Raw genomic sequence first — 18,885 nt, forward strand, 5'->3', positions numbered from 1 at the left:
GCATTAGGATTGACGAAACCCGCTCTCCCCATGGGGGAGAGGGGACGAAAGAAGTGTTGGGATTAAGGAATACTCCCTCTCCCTTTGGGAGAGGGTCGGGGTGAGGGTAAAAAAAGTAACCTAAAGCGTGATCAATCCACTAGCCGCAGCCTTCAGTGCCGCATCGCTAATGGGCTGATAATCATCCCGGTGGGTAAAGCTAAAATCTTTAATCAGCAAAGGCTCTCGCACTTCTCGCCATTCAGGCTCGCTAACCAGACGCTTCAGCGCGTTGCGCAATTTTGCCAGCTCCTCAACGGAAGCGTGTGCCGAGGTGATCATCGGCAAACCCGGCACCAGCGCCGTTGTACCTATTGAAACGAGACCTTCAACGCGATCGGGCTCGTGGCGGCTAACCAGCGCCAGAGTGACCGCGTCAATGGCAGCAATATCGCTTCTGCCCGCCTGAACTTCCGCCAGCGACTGGCGGTGGCTGCCGCTAAACGCGATATCCGAGAAGAACTTCCCCTCTTTTTGCAGCGGAGCTACCTGGCTTCGTAGCGTGTGATAACCGGACTGTGAATCATCGCTGTTACAGACCACGCGCTGGCCACGAAAATCCGCAAGCGTTTTCCCGGCATCAGCTTCACGGACGACCAGGTGACTGCTGTAGTTGAATCCTTCGCAGCCTGCAGCCTGGTAATGAAAAGTCCCGACCACCTGCACGTCAGGAAGCAGGGCACGCAGCGGATAGCCGCAGGTCTGGCTAAGCAGCAGCTGCGGATCCTGCCAATGGGCAAGGCGGTCTTCAGGCTCGCTGTAGAGCAAACTGTCGCCGTCCAGCCCTTCGTGATTGAGCAGCTGGCGAAGCGCGCTTAGCAGTGCTTCGGTATCGGGATGGTGCACGTCGTACATTGGCAGAGAGATAAGTTTACTCATGAGCTTTCTCCTGCTGCACAGAGTCCTGAGCAAGGCGACCATCCGGGAAGAACGGGTTGATCTCTACCTGAATGGGCTTAATCAGGTGTTCGCGCATCAGTTCGCCATAGCCGTTGACAAAGAAGCCCTGGTTACGCCGCAGGTACTCCTCTTTGTAGGCCCGGTAAACCGTAGGCAGGCCGTACCAGGGAATACGGGGCAGGTCATGGTGGACCGAATGATAGTTAAGGTTCAGGAACAGTAAGCGCCAGAACATTCCCGCTTCATTAATGACGGTTCGCGCTTCCGGATCTTCGGCAGCTCGGTGCTCAAAGAACGAGCGCACTTTGGTCATCGCCAGCATGGGCCAGGTCACTACCAGAAGGTAGTAGATCACCGAGAAATCATGTTTAACCAGCCAGCCAAGCACCGGGATAAGCAGCAGGATATGCACAGTCCACATGGCCATCGCCGGGCGGTTACCGCTGCGGAATGATTCCCAGATATTGACCACCGTCCAGCGCATGGTCAGCATTGGCGTTAACAGCAGTCTGCCGGGGAAGGTGTTACGCAGGCGCACCAGCAGGCGCTGAACGCCGCTAAAGTGCTGCCAGCGGCGGCGAGTAAAGTAGTAGCTCTCGGGGTCAGTTTCCGGCACGGTCAGGTCTTCATCCTGGTGATGTTTAAGATGCAGATCGCGGTAAGTGCCGTAAGGATACCAGATAGAAAAAGGCATCAGCCCGAAGAGCTGATTAAGGCGCGGAAAACGTGTTGGGTGGCCATGCAGCAGCTCATGCTGCAGCGACATGTACCAGGTGGCGAACCAGATAAGCAGCAGCGTGGCGGGAAGCAGGCCAATGGTTTTCCACCAGGCGACGGTGGCAAACCAGCCGCCATAAATCGTGATAATCAGCAGCCAGGTTGGCAGCTCCGTGCGCCACAGCCAGGAACGTTGCAGTTTATGCACAAATTCGCGCTGCTCTTGATGTAAATAAACCGAGGATCTTCCACTCATTTAACCAACCACTGACCACAATTTACCGATTAATTTTGCAGAGAGTAATGGGTTGTCGCTAAAGCCCATAGGAATATAAATTGCTATACTTAGAACATAAAGTGCTTTAAAGAAAGCTGTCGCTCCCCGGCCAGATAACGCGCCTTTTTAGCGCAGAGGATTTGTGCCGCATCCCGCTTTCGGTGCAAGCCCGATGGACTCATTCAGATAATCAACAGACCCCGTCCGCGCCCGGCCCCTCTCTGCCAACCTGGCACAAACGTTGCTCATTCAGCTACAAATCTGTTTAAGGGGAAGCACGATGGCCAACGCAAATAATGAGTATGAACACCAACCTGTACCGCTGGAGGCAAGAAAAAGCCTCTTTTCGGTTGCCGTGGTCTGGGCGGGTTTCCCGATGGTGATGGTCGGAGCCTTTGTGGGGGCGCAGATAGTGGTGAGCCTCGGCTTTTTGAAAGGCTTACTGGCTATTGTGCTCGGGAATATTGTGCTGGCGGCCTATGTCGCCTGCCTGAGCGCGCTGGCGGCAAAGCAGGGCAAAACCTTTGCTTTCAGCTGTCAGGCCATTTTTGGCAAGGTAGGGGCGAAAGTCATTGCGGTGTTCCTGGCCGGGCTGGTGGTGGGCTGGTTTGCGGTGCAGACCGGGCTGGCGGGGCACGGTTTAAATACCTTACTGGGGCTGCCGCTGGGCTGGTCGGTGGCGCTGGGGGGCGCACTGTTTACCGCCCTGTCGATGGCCGGCATCAAGATGCTCAAGCCTATCAGCCTGGTGTCGATTACGCTGTTTATTCTTACCGGTATCATCAGTATGGTGCTCAATTTTCAGCACCATCAGTGGAGCGAGGTGGTCAACTACCGGCCAGCCAGCGGCCATGCCCTGGCTTTAGGTATCGGCGTCACGATGGCTATTTCTGTCTTTGTTGATTCGGGCACGCTGACCGCCGACTTTACCCGCTGGTCAAAAACACCAGCTCAGGCGGTTGTGGCTTCGCTCTGCGCTTTTCCGTTTGCCAATATTTTACCGATGCTGTTGGGCGGCCTGGTTGCCGCCAGCGGGGAGGCGGTAGACGGCGATTTCGCGCATCTCCTGCTGAACCTGGGGCCGGCATTTGGCCTCTTTGCCGCGCTGTTTTTTGTCATCAACTGTGCCTCAGTAGCAACCCACGGTCTGTATAACGCCGCCGCAGGATGGAGTGCTGTACTACCTTTAAGTTTTCGCCAGCTGGTAGTGGTGCTCGGTATCGTTGGTACGCTGCTGGCGCTGGCGGGGATCACCGACTGGCTGGTGGGCTGGCTGAGCCTGCTCGGTATCGTGGTACCGGGAATCGGTGGCGCAATTATCGGTTGGATGGTGATGGGTCAGCAGCGTTTCACGCCTTATCGCCTGCTGGCTGCATGGGGCTTCTCCATTATTTGCAGCAGCATCACCTCGCTGCATGCACCGGAGTATTCCGTGGCGCTTGTTTCCATCGTCTCGGCCTTTATCTTCAGCGTCATCAGCCTGTCTCTGTCGCCAAAGACGGCCTGGAGCCACAAAGGAGAAGTGAATGACAACGCCTGACTGGATGTATCAACTCAATCATCACCAGCGTTACGATTACCATGGCCCTGAGGATCTGCCGGATTACCGCTGGCCGGGCAATAAGCGACTGGCGGTCTATGTTGCGATGAATCTCGAACATTTCTCCTTCGGCTGTTCGGAAGGGGCAAAGCTCTCGCAGGCTGCCAATAAGCTGGATATCCTTAATTACTCGTGGCGCGACTACGGTAACCGCGTGGGCGGCTGGCACCTGGCCGATCTGTTCCAGCAGCTGGAACTCCCGGCCAGCGTTATCTGCAATACCTCGATTCTCGATTACTGCCCGCAGCTGCTTGAGCGCTGGATGGCTAACGGGCAGAGCGAACTGATTGCCCACGGGCATACCAACTCTGAACGTCAGGGCGAACTTGATGTCAGGGCCGAGAACGAAATGATCGCGATGTGCCAGCAGCGGCTAAGCGGCTGGTCAGGGAAGAGCGTGGAGGGCTGGCTCTCTCCCTGGATTTCTGAAAGCCAGGATACCCCGGATCTGCTGCGGCATAACGGTTTTAGCTACACGCTAAACTGGGCCCATGACGATCGTCCGGTCACTTTCAGCACACGGCACGGTGAGCTGCTTTCGGTCCCCTATCCGCAGGAGATCAACGATATCCCGACGATCATCCCTAACGGGGCTTCAGCAGAGCTGTTTTGCCAGATGATGCTCGATCAGCTGGCAGAAATGCTGGCTCGCAGCGAGCAGCAGACGCTGGTGATGGGGATCGCTTTGCATCCTTATATCGTTGGGCAGCCGTTCCGTTTCTGGCACCTGAAGAAGGCGTTGGCAACGCTGGCCGGGCAGCGGGACCGTTTTTGGCTGACGACCCCCAGGCGAGATTGCCAGACACCACAATCTGCAGGTCAAAGCCTAATCAACCCGCCGGGTAACGGTGTTGCCCGTGCGTGGTCAACTACAGCGCTTCAAGGCCGACGCGTTGGCCGTAAGACAGCTCCAGCGTATTGCCATCCGGGTCGGCAAAGAAGACGAAGTAGCCGACCGGATCCCCCAGCTGCTCTGGCTCTCTGCGCAGCACGCCTTCAGCTCTCGCCATTGCCGTTTTTTGATCGATCTCTTCTTTAGTCGCGCAGGCCACGCCAAGATGGCCAAAGTTACCCAGCGGCGTGTCGGTGGGGTTATCCGCCTGCACCAGGACCAGCGCAAAAGGTCTTGTGCGATCGCTTAGCCAGGCGACTTTACGCGCCTCTGGCAGATCAGGCTGCCGGTGATGGATGACCTTCATGGCGGTGTAGCGAAGATAGAAATCAACGCTTTTTTCCAGGTCTTTAACCATAAAAGCGACGTGGGTGAAGCCGACATCAATGTGTTCCATAGTTCGCTCATCTCTCTGTTATCGATGGCGAAACTTTACAACCTCAAGTTAACTTAGGGTCAAGATGCGGGGGAGGCAGATGGGTCGGATTGGGCATTTTAGAACAAACGGGTCGGAGCGGCTTTTGTGCCTGAACGGACAGGCGAAGCAGGAAGGACGCAGGGCTAACGCTGAGTGCTGTCCACCTGCTGGCTGCTTTGTTGGGTTTCCGCTTTTTTATCCTTGTGGTGATACCACGCGCCGATGGAGGAATAAATAAAGCGACCAAAAAAGAACAGAAAACTGATGAGCAGAATGATGCGGGTCATGCGATTATTAAAACGGTTTCGTCTTTGCATAGTCGTAACCTGTGTCACGCAAGGGTCCTTGAGATAAGCCCGGCTGCGGCGGGCGACGGGGCTATTTAGTCACACTGAACAACGCAGGTCAATTCTTCATCATGTAAAACTGGGCCAGTTGAATGAATAGTGGGCATTTACTCTCCCAGGTGAATTTATTCTGAACTAAGTTGATCTGGATTAAGTCTTAATTTTACACCCAGCAACGATTCAATGGACTGAAACTGATATACATCAATTATTCTTACTATTAGCTCACTAGAATTTGCCCTGCACATTGATTTAAGGTCGATGGGCAATAACGGACCGGAAGGATATCCGGAAGAGACTTAAAGAGGAGCAGGGATTTTGGCGAAGATGTATGCGATTAGCGACCTGGTATAAACACTCAAAAAATAAATGGTGGGCTCTGCCCCTTATACTCCCCAGCCTGCTATTGCCGCTGGTGGCAGCGCTTAACGCGCAAACGGTATTAGACGGTGGGCGGGTATTCCTGCTGTACCTGTCGCTGCCGCTGCTGACGGCGAGCCTGCTGCTGTTTGGGCGTGCTGCCTTCCCGGGCATCATCCTGGCGCTGCTGATTCGCTACCTGCCTTTTGAAGGCGGGATGGGCTCGTTGTTCGCCCTTTTAGACTTCCTCCTGCCGATGACAATAAGCTGGGGCTGCTACCGTTATTTTGTGGCGCGGCGCAGCGCGGTCACCTTTGGCACGCTGCAGGTCACCGCCCAGCGTATGTTTTGGCTGGTGTTGGTGAATGCTTTGCTGTTTCTGGTGTTGTATGAGCTGGGGCTATTTTTAGGCTGGTACGATCGCGGCTTTTCACTTCTTTCCGCAACGCCGTGGAGTACCCGCACATTAATTAATTTCCAGGCCGTACTGGTCGGGGGATTAACCGGGCTGCCGTTCTTCTATTTTATTTTGCGAATGATTGTGCACCCGCGCTTTATCAAAAGTTTCTGGTCGCGTATGCGGGCGCAGCGGCAAAATGGCGTAACCCATACGGAAATGCTGATGTGGGGAGCGCTCGTCGGCCTGCTTATTTGGCTGCTGCTCTACCCGATTAGCCAGAGCAAAACCATTTTTAATACCGATTATACGCTGACGCTTATCCTGCCGGTCATGCTGTGGGGAGCGATGCGCTTCGGTTTTCTGTTTATCACCAACGTCTGGACCGTGGTGCTAATTATTCTCTGCGCCGGGTTCCACAACTATTTACCGCCGGATATGGGCTTTCAGCTGCATCTGGCAATTGCCTCATCCTGTTATGCCGTCTTCTCGATCACCATTTATTTGATGGCGGCGGTCACCACTCGCCAGCGTTTTCTGCACTACAAGGCACGTCGCGTCGCGTTTATCGATCCGATGATGCAGATGCCGAATCTACGCGCGTTGTGTCGCGATCTGGGGAATGCTCCCTGGTCGGCGCTGGGGTTTGTATCGATTCCCGAGCTTGAGCTGCTTGGGCGCAATTATGGCGTCCTGCTGCGGATTCAATATAAACAGCAGCTGGCTGAATATCTGCGGGGCCAGCTGTCGCCGGGCGAAATGGTCTATAACCTTTCAGGGCACGATCTGGCCGTACGCCTCAACTATGAAGCGCATCAGGCAAAAATCGAGTCCCTGTACGCCCACGCCAGGCGGTTCCGCTTTATGTGGGACGGGATGCCGCTGCAGCCGCAGATCGGCCTCAGCTACTGCTTTGTGCGCCACCCGGTTTCCCATCTCTATCTGTTGCTCGGTGAGCTAAGCACCATGGCCGGGGTTTCGCTCTCCACTCAGCAGCCTGAAAGCCTGCAACAAACGGGCTCAAACCATGTTCAAAATGCGGTCAAACGCAAAGTGGAGATGATGAACCGCCTGCAAAATGCGCTCGACGGTGACCAGTTTGTGCTGATGGCCCAGCGCATTGAAGGGCTGAGGGGCGATGCCTATTATGAGGTGCTGCTGAGGATGCGCGGTGATAAGGGGGAACTGCTGTCGCCGGATCTCTTCCTGCCCGTCGCCCATGAGTTTGGCCTCTCATCGCGTATTGACCGCTGGGTGCTCAATGCCGCCCTGCAGTTTATGGATAAGCATCGTGCCAGCCTGCCGGGTTGCCGGCTGGCGATTAACCTGACGCCGGCCTCGGTGTGCCAGTGTCAGCTGCCGGGCGATGTTGAGCACCTGCTGGCGAAGTACCGCATTGAGCCCTGGCAGCTGGTCTTCGAGGTGACGGAAAGCCATTCCTTAACCAACCTCGAGCAGGCAAACATAACCCTTAAGATGCTGCAAAGAATGGGCTGCCGGATAGCCATCGATGATTTTGGTACCGGCTATGCAAGCTACGCACGCCTTAAAGAACTGAGCGCTGACATCCTGAAAATTGACGGCAGCTTTATCCGCAATATTTTAACCAGCAGCCTGGACTATCAGGTGGTGAGCTCAATCTGCCAGCTGGCGCGAATGAAAAAGATGCAGGTGGTGGCGGAGTACGTCGAAACACAAGAGCTGAAAGAGGCCGTGCGGGGGATGGGAATAGATTATGTTCAGGGATATTTAATTGGTCGCCCCCAGCCGCTGGAGAGCCTTGTCGAAGAGCAGAGCCCCTCCACGCCGGAAGACGTAAAGGGGCTGGAGTAGGGCGTCAGGCGGAGAGCGCCGCTTCCGCCTCTTCCTCAATGGTCAGCTTCCAGCCGGTCATGCTTTCCCAGTACTGCTGCTCGCGCTCCAAATCAAGCTGCACCAGCGTGTTCTGGCTGAACCAGTCGTGCGGGAAGCGCAGCGTCCAGTGGTTATCGTCAGTTTCCAGCACCAGCGTCGGCGGCGTGGTGGTGGCCTGACGCTGGTTATTCAGCAGCGCGGCAAGGCGGATAATCTGGATCAGCGGCAGGAACTGTTTCTTTTTAAACAGCGTAAAGCGCGGCAGATCGTCCAGCTTAATCGCTTTGCGGTGGTAGCGTACCAGAGAAGCCATCAGCATCTGCTGCTCCTGATTGAAGCCCGGCAGGTTGCTGTTTTGCAGAATATAGGCCGAGTGGCGATGCATTCCGCTGTGGTTGATGCTGAGCCCGACCTCGTGCAGCATGGCGGCCCACTTCAGCAGCGCGGCCATCTGCGGGTTAGCCAGCTTGTGATTCTGCTTTTCCCACTGCTGATAAAGCAGCTCTACGGTTTCCAGCACCCGGCGAGCCTGATCGCTGTCGATATGGTACTGCTCCGCCAGGCTTTGCGCGGTGCGAATACGAATATCCTGATGACGGAAGCGGCCTTCCATTTCGTACAGCACGCCTTCGCGCAGGGCACCGTCGGAAAGGCGCAGCTCGCGAATGGCCAGCGCGTCAAATACGCCGCACAAAATTGCGAGGCCCGGCACAAACACCGCTTTGCGCTCGTCGGAGAGACCCGGCAGGCTCAGGGCGTCGAAGTTTTTAAACTTCAGCACCTCCTGCTGCAGCATTTCCAGACGTTCCGGGGTGATCATCCCGTCTTTCTCACCCATCTCAATCAGCACTTCGTGCGCCGCTTTGATGGAGCCGGAGGCCCCCAGCGCCACTTTCCAGCCCTGCAGGCGGTACTGCCACGCCAGCGTTTCCAGCTTTTGAATCGCCGCCATGCGGGCGCGCTTAAAGCTTTCCGGGCTGATAACGCCGCCGGGGAAAAAGTTTTGCGCAAAGCTGACGCAGCCCATACGGCGGCTTTCCACCAGCATAGGCTCAAAATCTTCACCAATGACCAGCTCGGTGGAGCCGCCGCCGATATCAATGACCAGCTTGCGGCCTCTTTCCGGCTGGGTATGCTCAACGCCCATAAAAATCAGGCGCGCTTCCTCGTTGCCGGGAATGATTTCAATCGGGTAGGGGATCACTTTCTCAGCGCGTTTCAGAAATTCCGCGGCATTGGTGGCTTCGCGAAGCGAGTGTGTGCCCACAATGCAGACGTTATCCGCTGCAAATCCCTGCAGGCGTTCAGCAAACAGCGCCAGACAGGAGAGCCCACGCTCCATGGCCTCCTCGCTGAGTTTGTTATTGGGGCCAAGGCCGTCCGCGAGGTGCACGCGCTGCTTCAGGCGGCCAATGATTTGCATGGCGCCATCCACCACACGGGCTATGACCATGTGGAAACTGTTAGAGCCGAGGTCGACCGCAGCGAACTCCTGCGGCCGTGGAGCATGGTTTGATATCGGCATAATTTTATCTTCGCCTGAGAGCGTTAGTCAGGTTGTTCCAGAGATTTAATATAATCGTAGATCGCCAGTTGCGAACGCACTTTACGGCGGTTGCCGCGCGGCACATAGCGATTACTCAGTTCTTTGTCGATGATACGCGCTTTCACCGTGTCGTTAAGCTGGATATCGATGATATCGAGCATACGTTGTTTCAGGCGCGGATCGAGGACCGGCACGGCCACTTCAATTCGGTAGTCGATGTTACGGGTCATCCAGTCGGCGGAAGAGAGGAAGACCTTCTTATCGCCGCCGTTTTCAAAGATATACACCCGGTCATGCTCGAGATAACGGTCAACGATACTCAGCACACGAATATTATCGCTGATCCCTTCGAGTTCTGGAATCAGCGAACACATTCCGCGTATCAGCAGGTTGACCTTCACGCCTACGCCGGAGGCGGCATACAGGCGATCGACCAGGCCTTTATCGACCAGGTTATTCAGCTTCAGCGTAATGCCCGCCGGCTGCCCGTTTTGGGCATTGGCGATTTCGCGATCGACCAAATCATACAGCAGGCGACGCGAGTTTTGCGGTGATACCAGCAGATAGTCGAAGGTCACCGGGCGGTACGGGTTTTCGATAAAGTTAAACACGCGGCGCACTTCGTTGGTGATACGTGCGTCGGCGGTCAACAGCGAATAGTCGGTGTAGAGGCGGGCGGTCTTCTCGTTAAAGTTACCGGTCCCGATGTGCGCATAACGCACAATCTCTTCGCCTTCCATACGCGAGATAAGGAACAGCTTGGCGTGAATTTTCAGGCCCGGCGCGGAGAAGATAACGTGGACGCCCGCCTCGGTAAGGCGTTTCGCCCAGTGGATATTCGCCTCTTCGTCAAAACGCGCCTGCAGCTCTACCACCACGGTAACTTTCTTGCCGTTGTGGGCAGCGTGGATCATCGCGTCGATAATGCGCGAGTCTTTCGCCACGCGGTAGATATTGATTTTAATCGCCAGTACGCTTGGGTCGAACGAGGCCTGGCGCAGCAGCTCAAGGACGTGCTCGAAGGTGTGGTACGGGTAATAAAGCAGGACGTCACGCTCGCGTATAGCGTCGAAGCCGTTGCGGAACTTATCAAACCCTACATGGCGCAGGCGCGGCAGCGGCTTGTTCACCAGGTTGGCTTTGCCAACGTTTGGGAAACCGATGAAGTCTTTAAAGTTATGGTAACGGCCGCCGGGGATTATTGAGTCGTAGTTGGAGATGGTCAGCTTGTCGCGCAGCATCTCCACCATCGCGTCCGGCATATCACGCTGATACACAAAGCGCACCGGCTCGGCGGTCAGGCGCTGCTTCAGGCTGGAAGACATCAGCTCCAGCAGGCTGGATTCCATTTCGGTGACCAGGTCGTACTCGGCGTCGCGCGTCATCTTCATCGAATAGGCGTTGAGCGCGTCATAGTCGAAGAACCCCTTGAAGATATCGTCCAGGCAATAGCGCAGGATGTTATCAAGCAGGATCATCGGCTTACGGCGGCGCGGCGCTTCCGGCGGCAGGTTCACAAAACGCGGTACTTTATCGGACGGGATCTCCAGCAGAGCGTAGCGAATGCTGTCACCGCGAATAATTTCTACCGCCAGATAGGTGTAGTCATCTTTCAGGAACTGCACCAGGTCGGTATCGCGGTTGATCAAAATCGGCGTAATGTGCGGGCGGAGCTGATGCCTGAAGTAGCTGCGTAGCCAGTTTTGCTGATTTTCAGAGAGCTGGCGTTCGTTGATCAGGAAGATTTGATTGCGCGCCATCTCCAGCAGCAGGTCGTTGTACAGACCATCGAACTCCTGGTCGGCCTTCAGCACCCGGGCCTGGATCTTATTCAGCAGGTGGCGCTGGTTGGAGGGGGAACCCTGCTCTTCACTGATTAAAATACGGCGTTTCAGTTCGGCGAAACGCACTTTATAGAATTCATCGAGGTTATTGGAATAGATGCCGAGAAAACGCATTCTTTCAATCAACGGGTTGAGCTTGTCCGCCGCTTCCTGCAGAACGCGTTCGTTAAAAGACAACCAGCTCAGTTCTTTTTCGATATACAGCTTATCCTGACCCATTAGTCCTCACACTCCGTTTTCGTGGACGTGGCAATGCCGTCACCGTCACGTCAGTTATTATGGCGAGCTTTAGCGGAGAATGTCCAACTATGCAGATGAAACTCTCTCATCTGACCATGACAACTTTATGAGAGACAGGCACAAAAAAAGGGCCGAAGCCCTTTTTCTCTCATATTACTCTGCAGCGTGGCCCTGCGGGGGCAGCTGCACGCCATCAAGCCAGGCGGCGTTGTGACGCATTTTTAGTCGATCGTCGAGGAACCAGCTCACGACCAGCGGGTAAATCGCATGTTCCTGATGCTGAACGCGGGCGGTGATTTCGTCCTCGTCATCCCCTTCGAATACCGGCACTTTGGCCTGCAGAATAACCGGGCCGCCGTCCAGTTCGTCGGTAACAAAATGCACGGAGGTGCCGTGCTCTTCGTCGCCGTTCTCCAGCACCTGGCGGTGGGTATGCAGACCGGGGTATTTCGGCAGCAGGGAAGGGTGAATGTTGAGTAAGCGACCGCTGTAGCGAGCAACAAAAGCCGGGCTGAGGATCCGCATATAACCCGCTAACACCACAACGTCCGGCGCGTAGGCGTCAATTTCCTGCATCAGCTGGCGATCAAACGCCTCGCGGCTGGCAAACTCGCTTGCCGCCAGCGCGTGAGAGGGGATCCCGGCTTCGCGGGCGCGCTCAAGGCCGAACGCGTCGGCCTTATTGCTGAACACCGCGCTGATGGTGCCGTTAATCTTCTTCTGCTGGCAGGCGTCAATGATCGCCTGCAGATTGCTTCCGTTGCCGGAGATCAGCACCACAATGTGTTTCATTACTCAATAACCACGCGCTCTTCGGAATCAGATGCTTTGATGATACCGATTTTCCACGCCTTTTCACCTTTAGCCTGCATCAGCTCAACGGCTTTATCCGCCTCGCCTGCCGGCAGGGCAATGACCATGCCTACGCCGCAGTTAAAGGTGCGGTACATTTCGTGACGGCTGATGTTACCGGCCTGCTGCAGCCAGCTGAAGACCGCTGGCCACTGCCAGGAAGATTCGGTGATAACGGCCTGAGTGTTGTCCGGCAGAACGCGCGGGATGTTTTCCCAGAAGCCGCCGCCGGTCAGGTGGGCGATAGCGTGAACGTCCACGTTCTCAATCAGCTCAAGGATGTTTTTCACGTAAATGCGTGTCGGTTCAAGCAGGTGATCCGCCAGCGGTTTACCTTCCAGGTCTGTGGTCAGCGGGTCGGTGCCGCTCACTTCCAGCACTTTGCGCACCAGCGAGTAGCCGTTGGAGTGCGGGCCGCTTGAACCCAGGGCAATCAGCACGTCGCCGTCGGCCACTTTGGAGCCGTCGATGATTTCAGACTTCTCAACCACGCCAACGCAGAAGCCCGCCACGTCGTAGTCTTCACCGTGGTACATGCCCGGCATTTCAGCCGTTTCACCACCAACCAGCGAACAGCCTGACTGCAGGCAGCCTTCGGCGATGCCGGTGATAACGCTTGCGGCGGTATCCACGTCCAGTTTGCCGGTAGCGTAGTAGTCGAGGAAGAACAGCGGCTCGGCGCCCTGAACCACCAGGTCGTTCACGCACATGGCTACCAGGTCAATGCCGATAGCGTCGTGACGTTTTAAGTCCATGGCCAGACGCAGCTTGGTGCCCACACCGTCGGTGCCGGAAACCAGAACAGGTTCGCGATATTTTTGAGGCAACGCGCACAGCGCACCGAAACCGCCCAGCCCACCCATCACTTCCGGGCGGCGGGTCTTTTTCACTACGCCTTTAATTCTGTCTACCAGAGCGTTACCAGCATCAATATCTACACCGGCATCTTTATAGCTGAGAGAGGTTTTATCGGTCACTGCTCGTTCCCCACGGGTGGTATAAATTAAAAAACGCGGCAATTCTAACAGTGCAGGCAAACGTTTGCGAGCCTCTTATTATCGGCAGGAAAAGAATTCCTGAGATAAAATCAATCAAGTCCGGTTGATCTGGATCATCCCATTAGCTGTAGCGCAGCGGCAAAAAAGCGGTATAATCCGGCGATTTTTTTTGTGGTAGCCAACTATCTCGGGGGAGAAAGAGTATGAAGATCGTGGAAGTGAAACACCCACTCGTCAAACACAAGCTGGGCCTGATGCGTGAGCAAGACATCAGCACCAAGCGCTTTCGTGAACTCGCCTCTGAAGTGGGCAGCCTGCTGACTTATGAAGCCACTGCGGATCTGGAAACCGAGAAAGTCACCATCGAAGGCTGGAACGGCCCGGTGGAAATCGACCAGATCAAAGGCAAGAAGATTACCGTTGTGCCCATTCTGCGTGCCGGCCTGGGCATGATGGAAGGGGTTCTGGAAAACGTACCGAGCGCGCGCATCAGCGTGGTGGGCGTTTACCGTGATGAAGAAACCCTGCAGCCAGTGCCTTACTTCCAGAAGCTGGTGTCTAATATAGAAGAACGCATGGCGCTGGTGGTTGACCCGATGCTGGCAACCGGCGGCTCGATGATTGCCACCATCGACCTGCTGAAAAAAGCGGGCTGCTCCAGTATTAAGGTGCTGGTGCTGGTTGCCGCGCCAGAAGGCATTGCCGCGCTGGAAAAAGCGCACCCGGACGTAGAGCTGTTCACCGCTTCTATCGATCAGGGGCTTAACGAGCACGGGTACATTATCCCTGGCCTCGGTGATGCAGGCGACAAGATATTTGGTACTAAATAATAAAATTAGCCGACTTCGAAAGTCGGCTTTTTTTTGATTTCAGCAAACACCGTTCGTTAAAAATAACACGTAGAGGAAAACAACATGACCCGCCGCGCTATTGGGGTAAGTGAACGACCGCCCTTACTGCAAACGATACCGTTAAGCCTGCAGCATCTGTTTGCCATGTTCGGCGCAACCGTGCTGGTGCCGATTCTGTTTCATATCAACCCGGCGACGGTGCTGCTGTTCAACGGTATCGGCACGCTGCTGTACCTGTTTATCTGTAAGGGCAAAATTCCGGCTTACCTTGGGTCCAGCTTTGCGTTTATTTCCCCGGTGCTGCTGCTGTTGCCGCTGGGTTACGAAGTAGCGCTTGGCGGTTTTATTATGTGCGGCGTGCTGTTCTGCATCGTGGCGCTGATCGTGAAAAAAGCCGGAACCGGCTGGCTGGACGTGATGTTCCCTCCGGCGGCGATGGGCGCGATTGTGGCGGTTATCGGCCTTGAGCTGGCGGGCGTGGCGGCAAATATGGCCGGCCTGCTGCCGGCTGAAGGCACCTCACCGGATTCCACCACCATTATTATCTCGCTGGTGACGCTGGCGGTGACGGTGTTTGGCTCGGTGCTGTTCCGCGGTTTTATGGCAATTATCCCGATTCTTATCGGCGTGCTGGCGGGCTATGCGCTCTCCTTCGCAATGGGCGTGGTTGACGTGACGCCAATCCGTGAAGCGCACTGGTTTGCGCTGCCAACCTTCTATACGCCGCGCTTTGAGTGGTTTGCGATCTTCACCATTCTGCCTGCGGCGCTGGTGGTGATCGCCGAGCACGTGGGCCACCTGGTGGTCACCGCTAACATCGTGAAAAAAGACCTGATTCGCGACCCGGGCCTGCACCGCTCTATGTTCGCCAACGGCATCTCTACCGTGTTCTCCGGTTTCTTCGGCTCGACGCCAAACACCACCTACGGTGAAAATATCGGCGTGATGGCTATCACTCGCGTTTACTCGACGTGGGTTATCGGCGGCGCAGCGATTATTGCGATTCTGCTGTCCTGCGTTGGCAAGCTGGCAGCCGCGATCCAAATCATTCCGGTACCGGTGATGGGCGGTGTTTCTCTGCTGCTGTACGGCGTGATCGGCGCATCCGGTATTCGCGTGCTGATCGAGTCCAAAGTGGATTACAGCAAAGCGCAAAACCTGATCCTGACTTCCGTTATCCTGATCATCGGCGTGAGCGGTGCGAAGGTGCATATCGGTGCGGCGGAGCTTAAAGGGATGGCCCTTGCAACCATCGTTGGCGTAGGGTTGAGCCTTATTTTCAAACTTATCAGCATACTGCGCCCGGAAGAAGTGGTGCTGGATGCCAAAGAGAACGACGCTCAACACTGATCGTTTAGCCACCGGGCGGATCCTCGCCCGGTTCTATCCTGCCCTAAAACTGTGTTAGACTCATTTCGATTTTCTGCCTGTTATGGTTGAGGTACTTCTGAATACGCCGGCACAGCTCTCACTGCCACTCTATCTTCCCGACGATGAAACCTTTGCGAGTTTCTGGCCGGGTGACAACCCTTCTTTATTAGCTGCGCTGCAGTCGGTACTTCGTCAGGATCACAGCGGGTATATCTATTTCTGGTCGCGTGAAGGCGGCGGACGCAGCCATTTGCTGCATGCGGCCTGTGCGGAACTCTCCCAGCGCGGCGAAGCCGTGGGCTATGTGCCGCTGGATAAGCGCACCTGGTTTGTGCCGGAAGTGCTGGATGGAATGGAACAGCTGTCGCTGGTTTGTATCGACAACATCGAATGCGTAGCCGGGGATGAGCCGTGGGAAATGGCGATCTTTAATCTCTATAATCGCATTCTGGAGTCGGGCAACACGCGTCTGCTGATCACCGGCGACAGACCGCCTCGCCAGCTCAATCTGCAGCTGCCAGACCTGGCCTCCCGCCTGGACTGGGGGCAAATCTACAAGCTGCAGCCGCTTTCCGATGATGACAAGCTGCAGGCGCTTCAGCTGCGCTCCAGGCTGCGGGGATTTGAGCTGCCGGAAGACGTGGGGCGCTTCCTGTTAAAACGCCTCGATCGTGAAATGCGTACGCTATTTATGACGCTCGATCAGCTCGATCGCGCCTCAATCACCGCCCAGCGCAAGCTCACCATTCCGTTCGTCAAAGAAATCCTCAGCCTGTAGTTTTCCCCGTTGTGCAACGGGGAATGCCGTTTTATACCTTGCGTAATCTCTCTGCCGCCGCATCCAGCGTCGCTTCCTGTTTAGCAAAGCACAGGCGGATAAGCTTATGCGGGAAAGCATCCGCGCAGAATACCGACAGCGGAATAGCCGCCACGCCCACTTCTTTTGTTAACCACTGGCAGAAGCTTACGTCGTCAAGATCGGAGATGGCGCTGTAGTCCGCAAGCAGGAAGTAGGTCCCTTCGCACGGCAGGATTTCAAACCGGCTGTCGGCAAGCGCTTCAACAAAACGGTCGCGACGCGCGCGGTAGAACTCCGGCAGTTCTCGATAGTGCTCCGGCTCAGCGCGCAGCATATCGGCAATCGCAAGCTGCGCCGGGGTATTCACCGCGAACGTCAGGTACTGGTGAACTTTACGCAGCTCTGCGCTGATGGGGGCCGGTGCCACACAATAGCCTACTTTCCAGCCCGTCATATGGAAGGTTTTGCCAAAAGAGGACACAGAGATAGCGCGTTCGCGCAGCTGCGGATGCGCCAGCACGCTGGCGTGGCCTTCTTCGTCAAAAAAGATATGCTCGTACACTTCGTCGCTCAGCACATAAACTTCTTGCTGCTCAATGGCCTGCCATAGCGCGGCAAAATCACTTTTGCGCCAGACCGTAGCGGACGGGTTGTGCGGCGTGTTAAGAATGACAAGGCGAGTACGCGGGCTCAGCAGCGCAGCAAACTCCTGCCAGTCAACGCGGAAATGAGGCGGCTGCAGAGAGATGCGTTTGAGAATACCGCCGGAAAGCGTCACGGCTGGGGCGTAGCTGTCGTAGCTCGGGTCAAAGCAGATGACTTCATCGCCCGGACGAACCAGTGCGGTAATGGCGGCGTAAAGCGCTTCGGTCGCGCCTGCGGTCACCGTGATGTCAGTATTGGCATCAGGCCTGTGGCCGTAAAGGGCCTCGGTTTTGTCGGCGATAGCTTCGCGCAGGGGCTGAGCGCCGGTCATCGGAGCGTACTGGTTAGCGCCCTGGCTTACGTGAAAGGCCAGGCGTTCCTGCAGGAAGCGCGGGCCGTCAAAATCCGGGAAACCCTGGGAGAGGTTAATCGCGTTGTGCTGCTGCGCCAGAGCGCTCATCTGAGTGAAGATGGTGGTGCCTAGCGCGGGCAGCTTGCTTTCTGGAATCAAAGGGGAGTGGCTCATTATTCTGCGACCTTAACGTAATGCGTGTATTTCCCTGTGTTGCCGGGACTATAACACGATGTTAAGATTTAGCAATCAAGACGCTTAGACGTCTAAATAATAATGACCTTAGTTGCCAACATAAAGCAGCGCCAACGGCTGGAGAGATAATGATTCGCGCCATTGTTACCGATATTGAAGGCACCACCAGCGACATTCGCTTTGTGCACAACATCCTGTTCCCCTATGCCCGTGAAAGGCTGGCGGGCTTTGTTCACGAGCATCAAAACGAAATTGCCCCGATACTCAACGATCTGCGGGCGGAAATTAATGAGCCGCAGGCGGATATTGAGCGGCTGATTGAGACGTTGTTTGGCTTCATGGATGTCGATCGTAAATCCACCGCGCTAAAAGCGCTGCAGGGCCTTATCTGGCGCGATGGCTACGTGAATGGAGACTTCACCGGCCATCTCTATGATGACGTTCTGCCCGCGCTGAAGACCTGGAAACAGCAGGGTATTGACCTGTATGTCTATTCTTCAGGCTCAGTGGCGGCGCAGAAGCTGCTTTTTGGCTACAGCGACGCCGGTAATATTACCGATTTGTTTAGCGGCTATTTTGATACTCACGTGGGGGCCAAACGTGAAGTGCAGTCCTACCGCAACATCGCGGAACAGGTCGGCGTTTCACCTGAGGAACTGCTGTTTTTGTCTGATATTCACCAGGAGCTGGACGCTGCGCGGGAAGCCGGCTGGAAAACCGTGCAGCTCATTCGCGGCGAGGCCGATGAAATAAGCAGCCATCGCCAGGTAAACCGTTTCGACCACATTAATCCGGAGTCGTTTTCTTCATGAGCGCATTGACCATTTTTACCGATACCGAAGCAAAGGAGCCGGTATGGCACAGCACGGACGCGGAGGAAATTCGCCAGCAGCTGAACGCAAAAGAGGTGCGTTTTGAACGCTGGGAAGCGAATCAGGATTTAGGGGCTAATCCGACGCCGGAGACGGTGATTCGCGCCTACCAGCACGCTATCGACAAGCTGGTGGCGGAGAAAGGCTATCAGAGCTGGGACGTTATCAGCCTGCGTGCGGATAACCCACAGAAAGATGTGCTGCGCACTAAATTCCTCTCCGAGCATACCCACGGCGAAGATGAAGTTCGTTTCTTCGTTGAAGGAGCAGGGCTGTTTTGCCTGCATCTGGACAACAAGGTGTACCAGATCCTGTGCGAGAAGAACGATCTGATTTCTGTCCCGGCCGGGACGCCGCACTGGTTTGATATGGGTTCCGAGCCGCACTTTACCGCGATTCGTATTTTCGATAATCCGGAAGGCTGGGTTGCCCACTTTACCGGTGATGCCATTGCGGATGCTTACCCACGTCTGCCGTAGGCCGTGATTGCCCCTCTGCTGGGAAATCGTAAGTTTGTAG

At 55.6% G+C, this 18,885-nt stretch carries 16 protein-coding genes; 7 read left to right on the plus strand and 9 right to left on the minus strand.

All coding sequences use genetic code 11. From position 1 onward, the window contains the following. Nucleotides 1-120: 120 nt before the first annotated feature. Together EL098_RS05035 and EL098_RS05040 are read right to left on the minus strand one after the other, a co-directional pair. Entirely contained in the window at nt 121-918 is a 798-nt protein-coding gene (locus EL098_RS05035; RefSeq protein ID WP_126355264.1) for a phosphate/phosphite/phosphonate ABC transporter substrate-binding protein, read from the minus strand. Then, complete coding sequence (locus EL098_RS05040) at nt 911-1,912, minus strand: fatty acid desaturase (RefSeq protein ID WP_126355265.1); 1,002 nt, start codon at nt 1,910-1,912, stop codon at nt 911-913. The genes EL098_RS05035 and EL098_RS05040 overlap by 8 nt, the downstream gene beginning before the upstream one ends. A 301-nt stretch (nt 1,913-2,213) precedes the next feature. Here EL098_RS05040 and EL098_RS05045 point away from each other — a divergent pair, with 301 nt between their 5' ends. Continuing rightward, the gene (locus tag EL098_RS05045) at nt 2,214-3,473 is read left to right on the plus strand and encodes a purine-cytosine permease family protein (RefSeq protein ID WP_126355266.1); all 1,260 of its coding nucleotides are present in this window, start codon (nt 2,214-2,216) and stop codon (nt 3,471-3,473) included. A 929-nt stretch (nt 3,474-4,402) separates the two neighbouring features. On the opposite strand, the gene EL098_RS05055 is transcribed toward EL098_RS05045, so the two are convergent. Together EL098_RS05055 and EL098_RS05060 are read right to left on the minus strand one after the other, a co-directional pair. Beyond that, entirely contained in the window at nt 4,403-4,822 is a 420-nt protein-coding gene (locus tag EL098_RS05055) for a VOC family protein (RefSeq protein ID WP_126355267.1), read from the minus strand. A 164-nt stretch (nt 4,823-4,986) separates the two neighbouring features. Continuing rightward, complete coding sequence (locus EL098_RS05060; RefSeq protein WP_408609110.1) at nt 4,987-5,160, minus strand: YfgG family protein; 174 nt, start codon at nt 5,158-5,160, stop codon at nt 4,987-4,989. A 361-nt stretch (nt 5,161-5,521) separates the two neighbouring features. On the opposite strand from EL098_RS05060, the gene EL098_RS05065 reads away from it, so the two are divergent. Then, a complete protein-coding gene (locus tag EL098_RS05065) occupies nt 5,522-7,780 on the plus strand; it encodes a sensor domain-containing phosphodiesterase (protein ID WP_126355269.1) in 2,259 nt (752 codons plus the stop codon). Between the two features lie 4 nt (nt 7,781-7,784). Here the strand turns inward: EL098_RS05065 and ppx are convergent, their stop codons facing one another. From ppx to purM, 4 genes are all read right to left on the minus strand, one after another. Continuing rightward, entirely contained in the window at nt 7,785-9,326 is a 1,542-nt protein-coding gene (gene ppx, locus EL098_RS05070; RefSeq protein ID WP_126355270.1) for an exopolyphosphatase, read from the minus strand. 23 nt (nt 9,327-9,349) lie between these two features. Further along, on the minus strand, nt 9,350-11,410 hold the full coding sequence (gene ppk1, locus EL098_RS05075; RefSeq protein WP_126355271.1) for a polyphosphate kinase 1: 2,061 nt from the start codon (nt 11,408-11,410) through the stop codon (nt 9,350-9,352). A gap of 174 nt (nt 11,411-11,584) precedes the next feature. Beyond that, the gene (gene purN, locus EL098_RS05080) at nt 11,585-12,223 is read right to left on the minus strand and encodes a phosphoribosylglycinamide formyltransferase (RefSeq protein ID WP_126355272.1); all 639 of its coding nucleotides are present in this window, start codon (nt 12,221-12,223) and stop codon (nt 11,585-11,587) included. Next, complete coding sequence (gene purM, locus EL098_RS05085; RefSeq protein ID WP_126355273.1) at nt 12,223-13,260, minus strand: phosphoribosylformylglycinamidine cyclo-ligase; 1,038 nt, start codon at nt 13,258-13,260, stop codon at nt 12,223-12,225. Before purM ends, purN begins: the two co-directional genes overlap by 1 nt. Before the next feature lie 224 nt (nt 13,261-13,484). Between purM and upp the strand changes: the two genes are divergently transcribed. From upp to EL098_RS05100, 3 genes are all read left to right on the plus strand, one after another. Continuing rightward, on the plus strand, nt 13,485-14,111 hold the full coding sequence (gene upp, locus EL098_RS05090; protein ID WP_126355274.1) for a uracil phosphoribosyltransferase: 627 nt from the start codon (nt 13,485-13,487) through the stop codon (nt 14,109-14,111). An 84-nt stretch (nt 14,112-14,195) separates the two neighbouring features. Further along, nucleotides 14,196-15,482 (plus strand): uracil permease, encoded by a 1,287-nt coding sequence (uraA, locus tag EL098_RS05095; protein ID WP_126355275.1) that lies wholly within the window; start codon nt 14,196-14,198, stop codon nt 15,480-15,482. A gap of 97 nt (nt 15,483-15,579) precedes the next feature. After that, nucleotides 15,580-16,281, plus strand: a complete 702-nt coding sequence (locus tag EL098_RS05100; protein WP_232012416.1) for a DnaA inactivator Hda — start codon at nt 15,580-15,582, stop codon at nt 16,279-16,281. Nucleotides 16,282-16,312: 31 nt separating this feature from the next. Here EL098_RS05100 and EL098_RS05105 read toward each other — a convergent pair whose 3' ends face one another. Then, nucleotides 16,313-17,473: a pyridoxal phosphate-dependent aminotransferase gene (locus tag EL098_RS05105; protein WP_126355277.1), complete on the minus strand. Its 1,161-nt coding sequence runs from the start codon at nt 17,471-17,473 to the stop codon at nt 16,313-16,315. Nucleotides 17,474-17,622: 149 nt separating this feature from the next. Between EL098_RS05105 and mtnC the strand changes: the two genes are divergently transcribed. After that, entirely contained in the window at nt 17,623-18,306 is a 684-nt protein-coding gene (gene mtnC / locus EL098_RS05110; RefSeq protein WP_126355278.1) for an acireductone synthase, read from the plus strand. Further along, entirely contained in the window at nt 18,303-18,845 is a 543-nt protein-coding gene (locus EL098_RS05115; RefSeq protein ID WP_126355279.1) for a 1,2-dihydroxy-3-keto-5-methylthiopentene dioxygenase, read from the plus strand. Before mtnC ends, EL098_RS05115 begins: the two co-directional genes overlap by 4 nt. Nucleotides 18,846-18,885 lie beyond the last annotated feature (40 nt).

Origin of the sequence: Cedecea lapagei, from assembly GCF_900635955.1 — a bacterium.
Classification (GTDB): Bacteria; Pseudomonadota; Gammaproteobacteria; order Enterobacterales; family Enterobacteriaceae; genus Cedecea; species Cedecea lapagei.